Here is a 15,285-nt window from a genome sequence, read left to right as displayed (position 1 = left end):
ACGGCGTGCTGGAAAATCTATCCGAGGTGCTCGCCGCCCGCAAGACGGCGCTCGGGCTGTCGTGCCAGGCGGGGCCGGGCAGATTGAACGGCTACAGCGGCGGATTGGTTTCCGGTCCGCGCCGATGGGCGAACCCGTCGAAGATGGCGATCGCGGCCAGGATCGACGCGGCAGTGACAACCGCGGCGATCGGCGGAAGGAACACCATGGGCGGCGCCGCGACGACCAGCGCCAGCGCGCCGAGCAGCAGCACCCGGCAGCGCGGCCCGGCGGGGGACAACTGTTCCAGGTAGGTCCGCCCGATCAGGAACAGCACCGGCCCGCCGAAGATGATGACCACCAACGCCCAGTCGATCGGTGGATCCGGGTCCTCGATGACCTGCCCGAAGCCGACCGCTGTGCAGATGATGCCACCGACGATGAGCAGCAGGCTGAAGCTCGCCCACCGGGACAGTTGCATCCCCTCTCCGGCCGAGCTGGCGGTCGTGTCCCGACCTGGATACACGTGGTAGAAGTAGATCCGCCAGAACGCCACCACGGCCACGAACGCGGCGATGAGGGTGATGGTCCGCAGGGTCGAGAAGCCCGGGTAGCTGATGGTGATGCCAGCTTCCAGCACCACCTCGGCGAGCGCGATCATGAAGAACTGGTTGTACCGCTCGGCGAGGTGTGTGTAGGAGACTCCGGCCAGGGCGCTGCGGCGCGCGCCGGAAATTCCGAGGGCGGGCCAGTTGGTGGCCGCCCCGACGACTTCGATGCAGAGGGCGACGGTCCAGAAGACGCCGCGGCCGAGCCCCCCGCTGATGCCGCCGCCGATCCACAGCACGCCGGACACCGCGTGCCAGCTCAGCACCCGGGCCGAGACCTCTCGCATCGGGTGGCCCCGCAGGGCCCACGTCAGGTAGAGCGGGCGGCCGACCTGGATGAGGACGTACGCGCAGGCGAAGATCACACCACGCTGCCCGAACGCCTGGGGCAGGGTGACCGCCAGCACCAGCGTGCCGAACATCGTCGCCAGCAGGACGATCTGGATATCGGCTCGGCGCGGGTCGTAGGTGCTCGCCATCAGGGAGTTCAGCGACCAGATCATCCACATCGCCGCGAAGAACAGCAGCGTCTGACCGGCCTCGGACAGCAGCGCGTGCCGGACGATGGTCAGGTCGTCGGCGACCCGCCCGGCGAGGCGGGCGAGCGCGAAGACGTAGACGATGTCGAAGAGCAACTCCAGGACGGTTGCCCGGTCCGGGGTCCTGCTGTCCCCGAGCCCTCGAGTCGCTGCGCCGGTCAGCACCGGAGGGGGTCAGCTACCGGCCAGGGCCGCCGGCACGGGCACCGGGACCTCCAGCCGCCAAGCCTGGCAGCGATGCTCGGTGATCTGCCCCGCCGCCATCGCCCCCGCGCCTCCTCGCCGACCGGTTCAGCTTCATCGGTAATGAGGCATTTTATCCCGGTAGTTACCCCGCTTCTGACGCTTATCGCGAACACACCTCCGGGTGACGGTCCAGCCCTCTCACCGCGCCGCGCGAGGGGCGGGATTCGGTTCGACCCGGCCCGTCGCGCCGCCACCGGCGGTACGCCGGATCATGCGGGGCGTCACCCCCCGGTAGGAGCGCGGGTCGACGGGCAACAACCACTGTCGGGCCCGTGCCAACCGGCCGAGGTTGAGGCCCAGCTCATCGAGCACCTCGTCGATGGTGTGCATGGAGAACGGGATGACGTTCGTGCCCCGGGCGTGCCGCCCGCTGGTCCGCGCCGCCATCCAGGCCACCCGCGTGTGAACCTCCTCGCGCATCCGCTCCCGGGGCGGCAGCGCGATCCCGCCCCGCAGGTACGCGGCGGTCCAGACCGCCGCCATCTCCGCGCTCAGCGGGCTGAAGAACGAGGAGTTGTAGCCGGCGAAGGTCAGGCGTGGGACGTCGATCGGCAGGATCTGCCGGTAGAGCATGAAGTTGCCGGCGGCGTCCTGAAGCCGGGCGTGCAACGCGTCATCGAAGAACGGAACGTGCTGCCGGAAACCGGTGCCACAGACCACCAGGTCCGCGGCGAGCACCGTGCCGTCGTCGAGGCGGGCGGCCGGTCGACCGCCGTCGACCAGGAGCTCTCTGATCGTCCGGTCCCGATGGACGGTGATGCGGCCGTCGGCGACGCGCTCGAAGAAGCCTTCCGTGGCGAGGCTGACGGTGCTGCGGGCGATGTCCTGGAAGGTGCCGTTCGGCACGAGGCCCAGCTGGCGCAGCTTGAGCTGCCGGGTCGCGACCGACCCGACGCTGTCCAGCAGGGCACGGCGCAGACCGTCTCCCGGACCGTGCAGGAACCGCTCGACGCCCTTCAGTTCGAGGTAGCGGAACAGCGCCTCACCCATCCTGGTGAGCAGGAGGTACTTGTAGTTGAGCGCGTTGCCGAGCTTCCTGGGCATCTTCCAGAGCAGCTCTCGGGCGACGAGGTGGGTCTGGGCGGCGACGTCGCTCAGGGGGACCGCCACGTCGCAGGAGGACTTGCCGTAGCCGACGACCAGGACGTTCTTTCCCCGGGCCGCCGCGAGGTCGTGGATATCGCCCGCCGCCAGGACGCGTCCGCCCGCGGCGGTGAAGTCCTCGCGTCCGTCGAAGGACGGGACGAGAGGATCGGAGAAGATGCCGTTGGCGACGATGAGGTGGTCGTACCGCTCCACGGTCACCGGGTCCTGACCCGCCGGGCGCGACGCGAGCAGCCAGCCGGTCTCGTCGTCCAGGAGTGCCGCGGAGACGACCTCCGTGGAGAGACGCAGGACGGCGCCGAGCCCGAACATCTCCACGTAGCTCTCCAGGTACTGCTGGACCTGCCCGCCCGTGGGCCACTGCGGGTAGTGCGCGGGCATCGGGAGGTCGGAGAGGTGGTAGGTGCCCTTGTCGTTCTGGGTACGCAGGCCGGGGTAACGACGGGTACGGCTCCACACCCCGCCGACGTCGGGCGCCTTGTCGAACACTGTGACGTCGAAGCCACTCTGCCGCAGCACCTTCGCTGCGCTCAGACCGGCGAATCCAGCGCCGACGACGGCGATCCTCATGGCAGCCTCCGGAGAGTGTGTGACCCGCTGGCGAGGTACCGCGGCAGCAGGGGCGCCGGCGGTGTCAGCACGCTAACGGGCACGGCGCACGGTCCGCTATCCGCCGCGCGCGAGGTGTGTCCGCTGTGCGCAGCCGGCAGCCGAGCTGTTCCCTGTCGGGTGGGCGGCTTTCGTGCGCTGTCGGCCCGGGTCGCGTCCTAGGGTCAGCGCAGCAGGGCGCCCCGGGAGGTGTCGGATGGATGCCGTGACGGTCAGGACGGACAACGTCGAGCACGCTCGTGCCGAGGTGGGTCGCGTCTTCTGCCCGCACCGGCTCACACCACAGGCGGGTGTCCGCGACGTTCGACTGCGGATGGCGGCCCGCCGCGTGGGCGGCGTGGGCATCATCGACCTCGACTACGGCCAGGCGGTGCGGATCCAACCCGGCCCGCTGGAGACGTTCTATCTCGTGCAGATCCCGCGCAGCGGCAGCACGATGATGCGGCACGCCGGCCGTAGCGTGACCTCGACGCCCGACGTCGCGTCCGTCCTCTCCCCCTACGACGCGTCCGACATGCACTGGTCCGCGGGTTCGCCGCACCGCATCTTCTACGCCGACCGGCGCGCGGTCGACCGGGAGCTCGCCCGCCTGCTGGGTCGTCCGGTGGACGGCCCGGTCCGCCTCGACATCGGCATGAGCATGACCACGGCCGCCGCGAGAGCGTGGGCACGCGGGGTGGACTTCCTCGCCGACGAACTGTCGCAGCCGATGGACACGTCCCTGCTCGACCACCCTCAGGTCGCCGCTCGGTTCGAGCAGGGACTCATCGGCAAGTTGTTGCTGGCCCACAGGCACACCTACTCCGACCAGCTCGCCGAGCCGGCGGGCCATACGGCTCCCGGGCGCCTCGTGCGCCGGGCCCGCGCCCTGATCGCGGACCACCACGACGAGGCACTGACGGTCGGGGATGTCGCGGAGGCGCTCCGGGTGAGCGTACGAACGCTGCAGGACTGCTTCCGCCGGGAGTTGCGGACCACGCCGACGGCGTACCTGCGCGCATGCCGGCTCGACGCGGTCCACCGTGCGCTGCGCGCGGCCGGTCCCGGTACGTCCGTGACGACCGTCGCCCTGCAACACGGGTTCGTCCACCTTGGCCGCTTCGCCGGCGACTACCGCGTGCGCTTCGGCGAGTCGCCGTCCACCACCCTGCGTGGCTGACCGTCTCCGGCTGCCGGGAGTAGCGCTCGGCCGTCAGCGGTGCATGTGCAGGCGGATCGTGGTGGCACCCGGCACGGTGTGGACCCGCACGAGATCGCAGAGCTGGTTGACCAGGAGGAGCCCTCGGCTGCCAGGCTGCTGCGGCGGCACGGGAATCCGGCCGGCGAGTGGATTCGTGATGTGCCCGGTGTCGGTGAGCTGGCAGATCAGCCGGGTGTCGTCGGTCCAGACGGCGAGGGTGCCGCCGCCGGCGGTGTGCTTGATCGTGTTCGCGGCCAGTTCGCTGACCGCCAGGGTGAGGTCGGCGACCCGGTCGGAGGGCAGGCCGGCCGCGATGGCCTCGGCGGTCACCACCCGGCGGATGACCGAGAGGGCGTGCAGGTCGATGGTGATGGTGGTCGCCCGGGCGGGCGGGTCCTGCAGCGGCAGATTGAACCCTGCGGCCACCGCGACCGGGTCGGCGTAGTGCGGGCTCTCCCGCACCACACTGCCCAGCTGGACGACGGGATGGGTGCGGTGGGCGTCGTCGAGCCAGCGCCGGTCCAGGTGACGGGTGTCGTAGGGGCAGAGGATGGTGGCCGGCCGGCCGGCGAACGCGGCGTTGATCAGTGCCTCGTGCTGGGCGCAGGCGGGGTATTCGGTCGCGGTACGGCCGGCCCAGATCGGTTCGCCGATGATGCGCACCCGCTTCCCGGCGTGGGCGGCGGCGAAGGCGAGCAGGACGCCCGGGATGATCCGCGCGGGGTTGCGCCCGGCCACGCTCATGTCGTGCAGCTGGACCCGGCCCGCGTCGGTGCCGAGCGCGGCGCGGATGTGGTGGAGGTTGTCCCCCGGGACGGCGACCATGACCGGCTCGTCGGCGGCGAGACCGGCCTGGATGAACGGCAGCGTGCCGGCCAGGTACTCGTCGTGGTCCGCGTAGAAGAGAGCGGGGTGCGCGAAGCTGTCGGTCCTGGTGGCGACGGAGATACTCAAGCTGCGGCCTCCGAGGTGCGTGATCCGGCCGCCGCGTCGGCTCCGGCAGGATCAGTGCGGGGACCTGCGTGGCACCGGTCAGGTGCAGTGTACGGGCGACAGCTCTGGAACAGCCGGTCAGAGTCGTTCACGAGATAGGTCTGTTGGCCGAGTGGATGGCGAGCAGGGCGATGTCGTCGGTGCTCTGCTCGCCGGCGAGCGTGGTCATGACACGGGCGCAGACCTCCTCGGCGCGACCTGGTTCGACGGCCGCGCAGAGCCGGTCGATGCCGACGTCGATGACCTCGCCGCGGCGTTCGACGAGCCCATCGGTGTAGCAGATCAGTACCGCGTCGGAGGGGAACACGACGTCGGTGCACCGGCGGACCGGCTGACGTGGGCCGACACCCAGGGGAAGATCGACGGGAATCTGCACCGTCTCGGCCGGGCGCCCTGGTGCGGCCAGGACGGGTTGCAGGTGGCCGGCGAGGGAAACCCGGATGATGGTCCGGTCCGGGGAGATCATGGCGTAGAGAACCGTGGCCAGGTTGCCGGTCTCGAAATGCTGGATCTTGCGGTCGAGCAGGGTCAGCGCGCTGGCCGGGTCGTCGCAGACCAGCGCGTAGGCGCGCAGCGCGCTGCGCAGACGCCCCATGACGACCGCCGAGCGCAGGCCGTGTCCGGACACGTCGCCGATGACGACACCCAGCCAACCCGACGGCAGGGTGAACACGTCGTACCAGTCGCCGCCGACGCCGGCGTCGTGACCGGGTACGTAGCGGGCTGCCATGTCCACACCTGGCGCGTCGGGCAGGTGGGTGGGCAGCAGGCTTCGTTGCAGCGCGAGGGCGGCGCTGCGGTCGAGGCCACTGGCCCGGGTCCGACTGGCAAGGCTTGCCCGGTCGGCGGCGAGCTGCAGCAACCGCACGTCGTCATCGGTGAATCGGTGCGGCCGCAGGCTGCCGACGTGCAGGACGCCGATCAGCTCGCCTCCGACGAGCATGGGCACACCCAACAACGAGCGGACCCCTCGGCCGATCAGAGCCGGGTCGTCGGCGTCGGCGACGTCGTCCAGTATGACGGGCTGTCTCTCCTGGGCGATCCGGCCGGCGAAGCCCCGGCCGACGGGGATCCGGGCACCTTCGCGGGTCTCTTCCCCCAGGCCCTTCGTCGCGGTGGTCACCAACTGCTGGGCGTGCAGGTCCAGCAGCAGGATGGCCGCGGTGTCAACGCCAAGCACCTCGCGGACACGATCAACCAGCTCTTCCAGAAGGTCCTTGACGTCGAGCTGGGACAGCGCGGCGTCGGTAACCGCCTCGATGCGACGCAGCCGCTCGTCGCTCCCGCTCCCCTGCACGTCAATCACGGCAGGAAGCGTAACCCCTCCCGGGCCAGGAGCAGGTCATGAGGACATCCCGTATCGATCCCGCCGGTCGAGCACCCATCGGTCACCGTGGGGGCCAGGAGCTGACCCACCGGGGTCGGTCATCCACAACATTTGAGGCTTTTCGCCGTTTTTAGCCGATGCGTGGGACGCCGAGAGCCGCACCGGTGCACGTCAGATGGCCGCGGCCTTGGTCACCTTCCACTCCCCGTCCACCGGGACCAGGGTGAGCACCACCCGATTCTGGTCGACCTTCTCCCCGGCGGTGTTCACGTTGCGCCGGTACTGGTTGAGGTAGACGAGCAACTCGACCCGTTCGGCGGTGGCGGTAACCACACCCGTCGCGGACACCTCCGCGGCCACGATGGCCTGCTGGGTGGCCGCGGTCTGCTTCAACGCCGCCGTGGTCTGCTCGTACTCCGTGCCGAACTGTCCGGTGGCGAAGGTGCGGCCGTTGGCGACGCTGTCGTCGAACGTGCGGTAGTCGTAGGAGAAGATCGCCTTGGCGGCGGCGGGCGCGGTGGCCAGCGCCTGGCGTACGGCGTCGTCCCGCTGCTCGGCGCGGTGGTCGCCCCACCAGCTGGCGCCGGCGACGGCCGTCGCGAGCATGATCGCGACGACCAGGGCCGGGACGAGCCGGATCCGGGCGGGACGCAGCCGGGGAACCCGCGGCCGTCGCGGGAATCGGACCAGGGTACGCACGTGTCCTCCCTCTCTCAACCGACGAACTGCAGCCGCGACACGAGCCACCGCCCGGAGGCCTCGTCGTGGACGATGTCCAGCTGGATCCGGTAGTGCGACGGCCGCCCCTCGGGTGCCTTGACGTTCTTGACGGTGGCGTCGACGGCCACCAGCACGACGGCCCGGCGGCGATCCCCGGAGACCAGCCCGGCCCGCAGCACCGATCCGCGCGAGTCGACCTTGTTCTCCACCACCGCGGCGCGGACCTGCGACTGCCCCCGGGTGAACTCGTCCTTGAAGTCGCCGGTGGCTCCGGCGGTGATCCGCTGGATGTCCCGGTCGACGCTGGCCGCGCTGACCGAGACGAAGTTGACGCTGGCCTGTTTTGCGGCCGCGAGGGCCTGCTGCCGGGCCTGGTCCGTCGCCCGGTCTACGTACCAGCGGTGCCCGGTCACACCGCCGGCCACGACCGTGGCGGCGAGCACGGCCACGAGCAGGATGATCAGCGACCGTCGCCGGGGCGCCGACGGGGCCGGCTCGCCCGTGCGGCGGGTACCCGGGGCGTCCTCCGGCGAGCTGTCCGCGCTCGTGGGATCGTCTCCGTTCGCCGGGTCCGCGAGGTCCGCCGGATCGTCGACCGGCTCCTCGTCGAGTCGCCTCAGCAGGTCCTCGATCGGCTCGACCGGTCGGGGAAACTGGCGGGGCACGATCCGGCGCTGCGCCACCCGGCCGGGCACCCCGGGCTTCGCGCCCTTGATGACTTTCAGTGTGTGGTCCCTCCGGGCCCGCATCCGCGCCTCCTTCTTCGCACCGCTCACGGCGTCACCCCGGCGAGCAGCAACTGCTTCCACGACTGGTCCCCGGCCGTCCGGGCCTGGCCCCCGGTCCCGCCGAACTGCAACGGCCGGCCGTCCGAGCCGAGCACCAGGCCGGTCGCCGGGTCGTACCCGCCGGGCTCGGCCCCGCCGGTCGGGGCGCTCCCGGACGGCCCCGGGTCGGGAGCCGGTTCCCGGCCACCCGGTCGGGGGGCGTTGGCGGCGCCCCGCACGCTGGCACCGGCCGTCCGCTCCCCCGCCCCGCAGGTGGTTCGGCCGGCCCCGTACACGCAGGACGGCGGATCGTTGAGGTTGACGACCAGGCCGAGGTGGGCGGTGCCGTCGCCCGGGGTGACGGTGAACCCGCCGGCGACGGCAATCGGGTACACCACCAGCAGTTGCTCGATGCCGGGCAGCCGCCGGGCGGCGATGCCGTTGACGGTCACCAGGTTGCCGAGCAGGGCGCCGACGGTCGGTTCCAGCCCCCGCAGCAACGCGACGAGCTCCCGACCTGCGGGAGGCCCGGCGGCGAGCAGCCGCCGCAGGTCCGGGTCGGCGTCGCGGACGGTGGCCGCCAGCTGGGCCAGGCCCGCCGCCCACCGGCGCAGCGCCTGCGCCGACTCGGCCTGGGTGGTGAGCACGGTTCGCCCGTCGTTGATCAGCGCCAGTGTCTCCGGCAGGCGGGTGGTCGCATCGGTCAGCAGCGCGTCGCCGTGGTCCAGGATCCGGGCAAGCGCCAACTCGTTGCCCTCGAACGCCGCGCCGAGTTCGGTGATCAGGACGCGGAGGTCCTCCGGCCCGACGGAGCGCACCAGGGCGTCGAGGTTGCTCAGCAGGACCTCCGGTGCGAGCGGGACACCTGTCCGCTCGACCGGGATCACCGCGCCGTCGGCGAGATACGGCCCGCTGTCGCGCTCCGGACGTAGGTCCACGTACTGCTCGCCGACGGCGGAGCGGTGTGCCACCACGGCCCGCAGGTCGTCCGGTATCCGGACGTCGCGCCGCAACCGCAGGTCGGCCCGGACGCCGTCACCGCGCAGGGCGACCGCGGCGACCCGGCCGACCGGCACCCCCCGGTAGGTGACCGGGGCGTTGGGGAAGATGCCGCCGGCCCGGGCGAGGTCCAGGTGGACGACGTAGCTTCCGCCGAGCAGTCGGTCGCCCAGCCCGACGTAGCGGACGCCGACGTAGCTGATGCCGAGCACGCTCACCAGCAGGAACGCCAGCACCTGCACCTTCGCGGTACGTCCGATCATGGCTGCAACCCTTCGGACAGCAGGTCCGGCAGGGTGCCGATCTGCCCGATCACCGCGCCGGTCAGCGGCAGGACGCACTGTGCCGCCAGGACCGTGCCGGAGGGCAGTTCGGTCCCGACGGGAAAGACCGTGCCCGGTGGCACGAGGCCCTTCGGCAGGATCAGCCCGCCGATGGGCACCTTCGAGCCGGGCTTGAGCAGGACGCAGCCCTTCGGTAGCAGACAGTCCTTCGGCGGCGTCCAGGTCGCGGGGAAGTTGAGCGGGTCGGGCAGGCACTTGAGGATCGGCAGGTCGGGCAGCGGGCGGGACCCGCCGCCGGGCCGCGGCACGGTCGGTGCGGCGCCACCGGCCGCCGGTGCCCCGCCGTGGGTGGCCCCCTTGGCCGGTGTGCGCGGACGGGTCGGCGCGGCGGGGGCAGCGGCGACCAGGTTCGCCAGGATCGACGCCGAGTCGAGGTCGGCGGTGAGGGAGAGGTTGACGAAGTCGCCGACGATCGCGCCTGTGACGTTGGGTGGGAACGGGTAGGACAGCATGAAGTCCAGCGACTTCGGCAGATCGTCCCCGGCGCGTGTCAGCTGCTCCAGGATCGGTTGCAGCGCTCGTACGTCGGCCAGCGTGTCGTCGCGGCTCCGGTTGACGACCCGGGTGCCGACGTCGCCCAGCCGGTCCAGGGCGGTCAGCGCCCGGGTCAGTTGGGCGCGCTGCGCGCCCAGCACGGTCAGGCCCGGGGCGAGGGAGTCCACGGCGTCGCCGAGCACCTGCTTCTGGCGATCGAGCCGTCCGCTGAGCCGGTCCAGGGCGTCGAGTGCGCGGACCAGGTCGGCCTTCTGCTTGTCCAGCCCGCCGATGAACGTGTCCAGTTGGTCCAGCGCGTCGCCGACGGCGGGCTCGCGTCCGTCGAGCGCGGCACCGAGCTCCTGGTTGATGGTCCTCAGCTGCGCCAGGCCACCGCCGTTGAGCAGCAGCCCGAGCGCGGCGAGGACCTCCTCCACCTCGGCGCCGCGAGCGGTCCGCGACAGGGGGATGAGGTCACCGTCGGCGAGTCGACCGGCGGCGGCGCCGGTGGGCGGCGGCGCGACAGTCACGTACTTCTCGCCGAGCAGGCTGCTCTGCCGGACGGCGGCCGTCGCGTTGGACGGCAGGTGGACGTCCGCGCCGATGCGCAGGGTGACCCGGGCGGTCCAGCCTGCCAGGGAGATCTTCTGCACGCTGCCGACCGTCACGTCGTCGACCTTCACGGCGGCCTGCGGCACCAGGTCGAGCACGTCACTGAACTCGGCGGTCACGACGTACCCGTCGCCCTTCGGGGCGCCGCCGGGCAGCGGCAGGTCGGCGAGGTCGGGCAGGCCGCACCCGGCCGGCAGCATCACCACCACGATCGCGCACGCCAGGGTACGCAGAACCCGTGCGTTCATGACACGCCCCGCAGGATGCCGCCGAGGGTGGGGTCGCTGGGAATGCCGGGGCCGCTCGGCGCCTGGTCGAGGATCGGCGCACCGGGGGAACTGAGGGGCGGCTTCCCCGGTGAGGACCCGCCGGTCGCCGGGGCGCCGGGCGGCAGTTTGAGGAGCTTGCGGAGCTGGTCGGTCATGGGCAGTCCGCGCGAGTGCAGGGTCTGCGCGAGTGCCTTGCACGTGGCGGGCACCTGCGCCCCGGGTAGCTGGTCCACTATCAGTGAGCAGGCGAAACCGGCGGGGTCGTAGGGACCCATCACGTTGTCGCGGGTGTCCAGGGTGCCCGACCGGGGGTTGTAGGCCAGGTTGAGATTGTTCAGGGCCAGCGGGGCGACGTCGAGGATGTCGATGACGGCCTGTTGCTGGCGGACCAGGATGCCTGTGATGTCCGCCAGCGCGGCGACGTTGGAGGTCAACGCGTCGCGGTTCTGCCGCACGAATGTGGTCACGTCGGCCAGCGCGGTGGAGAGGTTGCGCAGCGCGGCGGCCAGTTCGTCGCGCTCCCCGGCCAGTTGTTGGGCGACGTCGGCCAACTGCTGGTTGAAGGCGCGCACCTCCCGATCGCTGCGGGCCAGCGCTGTGGTGAAGCGCTGCAGGTTGGCGACCGACCCGAACAGGTCCTGCCGCCCGTCGGAGAGGGTGGCCAGTGCCCGGGACAGGCCGTCGAGGGTGTCGTGCAGGTTCTGGCCGTTGCCCTCCAGGTTGGCGCGGCCGGTGGCGACCAGGTCGGACAGGGCGCCGTCGCGGTTGGCACCCTCCGGGCCGAGGGTGCGGTTGAAGTCGTCGAGCGCCTGGTAGATGTCGTCGATCTCCATCGGAGCGGCGGTCCGCTCCAGCGGGATCTCGGCCCCGTCGGCCAGGGCGGCGCCGCCGGCGTAGGCGGGAGTGAGTTGGACGTAGCGGTCGCTGACCACGCTGGGCGGCACGATGAGCGCCTGCGCGTCGGCGGGAACGGTCATCGCGGGGTCGTAGGACATGGTCACCTGGACGGTGCGGCCCTGCGGGGTCACGGCGACCACCTCGCCCACGCGGACGCCCAGCACCCGGACGTCCGATCCGGGGTACACGCCGACGGCGCGGGTGAAGTGGGCCACCACCCGCCGCGGAGGCGTGCCGTCGCGGAGAACGACCGCGCCGGCGGCGACGGCTACCAGGAGGGTGGTGGTGACGGCGACCGGCCGACGCCACCGCTGGATGGGACCGGGCATCAGCGGCCTCCCGTGGGCTGGTACGGCTGGAGCAGACCGGAGACGTACGAGTCGAACCAGCGGCCGTTGCCCACCACGTTGGCGAACGCGGTGACGAACGGCCCCATCCGCTGGATGGTCTTCTCCAGGTCGTCCCGGTTGCGTTGCAGGATGGCGACGACCTCCCGAAGCTTGTGCAGCGCGGGAGCGAGCTGGGCGCGGTTGTCGCTGACCAGGCCGGACAGCTGGGTGGCGAGTTCGTCGGTGCCGACGAGCAGCTTGTGGATGGCGTCCCGACGCCGGCTCACCTCGGTCAACAGCGCTTCTCCGTCGGTGACCAGTGCCCGGAACTCGTCGTCCCGGGTGGCGAGCACGGCGGTCACCTGGCGGGCGCGGTCGAGCAGCGTCCGCAGTTCGGCGTCACGCCCGGCGACGGTCCGGGAGAGCCGGGAGAGGCCGACCAGGGACGCGTTGACGCTTTCGGGGGTGTCGGCGAAGGTCTCGGACAGGGTGGTGAAGGCGGCGGCGAGCTGGTCGGTGTCGACCTTGTCGAGGGTGTCGGCGAGCCCGGTGACCGCCTGCACCACGTCGAACGGCGCCGCGGTGCGGGCCAGGGGGATCTGCCCGCCCTCGCGCAGCCGACCCGGCCCGGCCGGCGAGAGTGCCAGGTACTTCTGGCCGAGCACCGTCTTGATCCTGATCGTGGCGCCGGTGTCGGTGCCGAGCCGCACACTGTCGTCGTCCACCCGGAACCCGACCCGCACGTACGCCGCGCCGTCGCGGGCGAGTTCCACGGCGGTCACCTTGCCGACCCGCACCCCGGCGACCCGCACCTCGTTGCCGGTGACGAGGCCGCTGGCGTCGTGAAAAGCCGCCTGGTAGCCGCGTCCGGTGAGGTCGGCCAGCCGGTCGAGCTGGAAGGCGCTCAGCAGCACGGCGATGATCAGGGCCAGGCCGAGCGTGCCGACGATGACCGGATTGCGTTCCCGAAACGGTGTCACTGGCTGCCTCCGGCGCATCGGGCGGCCGGGGCGCTGAAGGTGGGCAGGTCGAGCGGTGCGCGGCCCGACACCGCCAGGTTGCCGTCGAAGTCGCAGAGGTAGAAGTTGAACCACGAGCCGTAGGACGCGACCCGGGTCAGGGACTCGTACCGCTCGGGCAGCCGGCCGAGGGTGCTGTCGATGACGGCCGCGTTGCGGTTGAGGGTGCCGGAGAGCTCGTCCAGGGCGCGCACGTCCGCGGCGAGCGGTGGTCGTACGTCGCGCAGCAGCGACGACGTGGCGGTGGTGAGTTCACCGATGCTGACCAGCGACTCGCCGATGGCCGTGCGGTCGGCGGACAGCCCGGAGACGAACTGCTGCAGCTGACTGATGCTCTGGTCCAGGTTCTGGTCCCGTTCGGCCAGTGTGCCCAGCACGCCGTTGAGGTTGGTGATGACCCGCCCGATGACGGCGTCCCGGTCGGCGAGGGTGTTGGTCAGCGACGCGGTGCGTCGCAGCAGGCTGCTGACCGTGCCGCCCTCGCCCTGCAGCACCTGGATGATCTCGTAGGCGAGCTTGTTGACGTCCTCCGGGTCGAGCGCCGTGAACAGGGGCCGGAACCCGTTGAACAGCACAGTGAGGTCCAGTGCCGGCGTCGTCTGGCCGAGCGGAATCAGGCCGTCCGGGCGCAGTGGACGCCCCTCCCCCGGCCCCTCGCTCAGCGCCACGTACCGCTGGCCCACCAGGTTGCGGTAGCGGATCTTGGCGCGGACGCTGGTGCCCACCGGGATGTCGGAGGTGACCGTGAAGGCCACCTCGGCGAGCGTGTCGTCGACGACTTTGATGTCGCGGACCCGGCCGACCTGCACACCGGCGACGCGGACGTCGTCGCCGGGGAGCAGACCGGTGACGTCGGTGAACCGGGCCCGGTAGGTGACGCCCCCCGATGGAAAGGCGCCGAGGGTCTGCGCGAGCAGTGCCGTCAGCAGCAGGGTCACCGCGGCGAAGACCGCCAGCTTGAGCAGTGGTGCAATCGTTCTGGTGCTCATCGCGCGTTCACCACCCCTCCCCTGAGCAACGGCCCCCAGAGCAGGACCGCGATGTCGGGAACCTCCGCGGGCAGGATGCCGGTGACGGCACCGACGAGCGGCTTGACCAGCACGCGTTCCTCGCCGGTGGCGGCCTGGCCCATCTCCGGGGAGCCGCTGGCGGGCACGGCTGCCGGCAGGCCGACCGGCAAGGGGGTACGCGGGCGAGCGCCGCCGTGGTCGTAACCGTCGACGATCGACACGCCGGGCGCCGGCCTCCCCGGTTGCGGCAGGCCCCGGCACTGCGGCCCGTCGTGCGCGCCGTAGACGGGCTCGTCGCGGCCCTTCTCGTACCTGCCACCGTCGCGGGTGACCTCCAGGGTGATGTGCATCCGCCCGCCGGCGAAGGCCTCCTCGACGTGGGGTTGCAGGGCGACCAGGCCGCTCATCAGGCACGGATACTCGGGGGCGTACGTGGCGAGCAACTCCAACACCGGGCGGCTCACCTGGCCGAGCTCGATGAGCTGGTCGCCGTGCCGGTCGAGGAAACCGCGGGTGGCGTCGGCGGTGTCGGTGGTGTCGGCGAGGAACCCCGCCAGCTGTGCACGCTGGTCGGTGACGGTTCGGGCGGTGACTGTGACGTCCCGCAGCAGGGCCAGCAGGTCGGGCAGCGCGGCGTCGTAACTGTCCAGCACGACGGCGAGCTTCCGCACGTCCTCGGTGATGGCCGGCATCGCCGGGTTCAGCTGCCGCAGGTACGCACCGAGCCGCTCGACGTTCGCGCCGAGCTGCTCGCCGCGTCCGTCGAGCGCGGTGGCGATCGCGCCCAGCGTCGCGGCGAGCTGGTCGGGCCGCACCGCCTGGAGCAGTGGCAGCGCCTCGTCGAGGACGCGTTCCAGCTCGACGGCGGTGCGGCTGCGGTCCTGGGTGATGACCGCGCCGTCACCGATCGGTGTGCCGTTGGCGCCGGCCGGCGGCACGAGTTCGACGTACCGCTCGCCGAAGAGCGTCTTGGGCAGCAGCCGCGCGGTGACGTCGGCGGGGATCCGCGGCGTGGTGGCCGGGTCCAGGGCCAGCCGGATGCTCGCGCCCGCGCCCGCGCTGGCGACCGAGCGGACCTCGCCGACGACGACCCCGCGGACCTTGACGTCGGCGCCCGGGCTGAGCTGCAGGCCGGACCGGCCGGCCTGCAGGGTGACCCAGGTGACCGGCGTGAACGCCTTGCGGTACTGCAGCACGGAGGCGGTCAACGCCGCGCTCAGCACGACGATGAAGACGATGCCGAGAATGCGATGTCTCATG

At 71.7% G+C, this 15,285-nt stretch carries 13 protein-coding genes; 1 reads left to right on the top strand and 12 read right to left on the bottom strand.

The window, feature by feature from the left end:
* Positions 1 to 91: 91 nt before the first annotated feature.
* On the bottom strand, positions 92 to 1,291 hold the full coding sequence (locus GA0070607_RS25570; protein WP_089020452.1) for a low temperature requirement protein A: 1,200 nt from the start codon (positions 1,289 to 1,291) through the stop codon (positions 92 to 94).
* A 219-nt stretch (positions 1,292 to 1,510) separates the two neighbouring features.
* On the bottom strand, positions 1,511 to 3,046 hold the full coding sequence (locus tag GA0070607_RS25565; protein WP_089020451.1) for a flavin-containing monooxygenase: 1,536 nt from the start codon (positions 3,044 to 3,046) through the stop codon (positions 1,511 to 1,513).
* Between the two features lie 244 nt (positions 3,047 to 3,290).
* Here GA0070607_RS25565 and GA0070607_RS25560 point away from each other — a divergent pair, with 244 nt between their 5' ends.
* Complete coding sequence (locus GA0070607_RS25560) at positions 3,291 to 4,244, top strand: AraC family transcriptional regulator (RefSeq protein WP_172899103.1); 954 nt, start codon at positions 3,291 to 3,293, stop codon at positions 4,242 to 4,244.
* Positions 4,245 to 4,277: 33 nt separating this feature from the next.
* Here GA0070607_RS25560 and GA0070607_RS25555 read toward each other — a convergent pair whose 3' ends face one another.
* The 10 genes from GA0070607_RS25555 to GA0070607_RS25510 all read right to left on the bottom strand — a co-directional run bounded on the left by GA0070607_RS25555 (position 4,278) and on the right by GA0070607_RS25510 (position 15,284).
* Positions 4,278 to 5,219 carry a sensor histidine kinase gene (locus tag GA0070607_RS25555; RefSeq protein ID WP_089020449.1) on the bottom strand — a complete coding sequence of 314 codons (942 nt, stop codon included), beginning with the start codon at positions 5,217 to 5,219 and terminating at the stop codon, positions 4,278 to 4,280.
* 127 nt (positions 5,220 to 5,346) lie between these two features.
* Positions 5,347 to 6,564 carry a PP2C family protein-serine/threonine phosphatase gene (locus GA0070607_RS25550; protein ID WP_231930352.1) on the bottom strand — a complete coding sequence of 406 codons (1,218 nt, stop codon included), beginning with the start codon at positions 6,562 to 6,564 and terminating at the stop codon, positions 5,347 to 5,349.
* Positions 6,565 to 6,756: 192 nt separating this feature from the next.
* The gene (locus tag GA0070607_RS25545) at positions 6,757 to 7,284 is read right to left on the bottom strand and encodes a hypothetical protein (protein ID WP_089020447.1); all 528 of its coding nucleotides are present in this window, start codon (positions 7,282 to 7,284) and stop codon (positions 6,757 to 6,759) included.
* A 14-nt stretch (positions 7,285 to 7,298) separates the two neighbouring features.
* Entirely contained in the window at positions 7,299 to 8,081 is a 783-nt protein-coding gene (locus GA0070607_RS25540; protein ID WP_157743262.1) for a hypothetical protein, read from the bottom strand.
* On the bottom strand, positions 8,078 to 9,334 hold the full coding sequence (locus GA0070607_RS25535; protein ID WP_089020445.1) for an MCE family protein: 1,257 nt from the start codon (positions 9,332 to 9,334) through the stop codon (positions 8,078 to 8,080). The genes GA0070607_RS25540 and GA0070607_RS25535 overlap by 4 nt, the downstream gene beginning before the upstream one ends.
* On the bottom strand, positions 9,331 to 10,749 hold the full coding sequence (locus GA0070607_RS25530) for an MCE family protein (protein ID WP_231930351.1): 1,419 nt from the start codon (positions 10,747 to 10,749) through the stop codon (positions 9,331 to 9,333). The genes GA0070607_RS25535 and GA0070607_RS25530 overlap by 4 nt, the downstream gene beginning before the upstream one ends.
* Positions 10,746 to 11,996, bottom strand: coding sequence for an MCE family protein (locus GA0070607_RS25525; protein ID WP_089020444.1), 1,251 nt, complete (start codon positions 11,994 to 11,996; stop codon positions 10,746 to 10,748). Before GA0070607_RS25525 ends, GA0070607_RS25530 begins: the two co-directional genes overlap by 4 nt.
* Positions 11,996 to 12,976 (bottom strand): MCE family protein, encoded by a 981-nt coding sequence (locus tag GA0070607_RS25520; protein ID WP_231930350.1) that lies wholly within the window; start codon positions 12,974 to 12,976, stop codon positions 11,996 to 11,998. Before GA0070607_RS25520 ends, GA0070607_RS25525 begins: the two co-directional genes overlap by 1 nt.
* Entirely contained in the window at positions 12,973 to 14,004 is a 1,032-nt protein-coding gene (locus tag GA0070607_RS25515) for an MCE family protein (protein WP_089020442.1), read from the bottom strand. Before GA0070607_RS25515 ends, GA0070607_RS25520 begins: the two co-directional genes overlap by 4 nt.
* The gene (locus tag GA0070607_RS25510) at positions 14,001 to 15,284 is read right to left on the bottom strand and encodes an MCE family protein (protein ID WP_089020441.1); all 1,284 of its coding nucleotides are present in this window, start codon (positions 15,282 to 15,284) and stop codon (positions 14,001 to 14,003) included. The genes GA0070607_RS25515 and GA0070607_RS25510 overlap by 4 nt, the downstream gene beginning before the upstream one ends.
* Position 15,285: the final 1 nt, after the last annotated feature.

It is taken from the genome of Micromonospora coriariae, from assembly GCF_900091455.1.
Taxonomy (GTDB): domain Bacteria; phylum Actinomycetota; class Actinomycetes; order Mycobacteriales; family Micromonosporaceae; genus Micromonospora; species Micromonospora coriariae.
This window is presented reverse-complemented; position numbering and strand designations above follow the sequence as displayed.

Bases quoted from the DNA above. Each gene is read 5' to 3' on its own strand.
- GA0070607_RS25565 (WP_089020451.1), bottom strand. From the start codon at position 3,046: ATGAGGATCGCCGTCGTCGGCGCTGGATTCGCCGGTCTGAGCGCAGCG.
- GA0070607_RS25515 (WP_089020442.1), bottom strand. From the start codon at position 14,004: ATGAGCACCAGAACGATTGCACCACTGCTCAAGCTGGCGGTCTTCGCC.
- GA0070607_RS25530 (WP_231930351.1), bottom strand. From the start codon at position 10,749: ATGAACGCACGGGTTCTGCGTACCCTGGCGTGCGCGATCGTGGTGGTG.
- GA0070607_RS25535 (WP_089020445.1), bottom strand. From the start codon at position 9,334: ATGATCGGACGTACCGCGAAGGTGCAGGTGCTGGCGTTCCTGCTGGTG.
- GA0070607_RS25510 (WP_089020441.1), bottom strand. From the start codon at position 15,284: ATGAGACATCGCATTCTCGGCATCGTCTTCATCGTCGTGCTGAGCGCG.
- GA0070607_RS25525 (WP_089020444.1), bottom strand. From the start codon at position 11,996: ATGCCCGGTCCCATCCAGCGGTGGCGTCGGCCGGTCGCCGTCACCACC.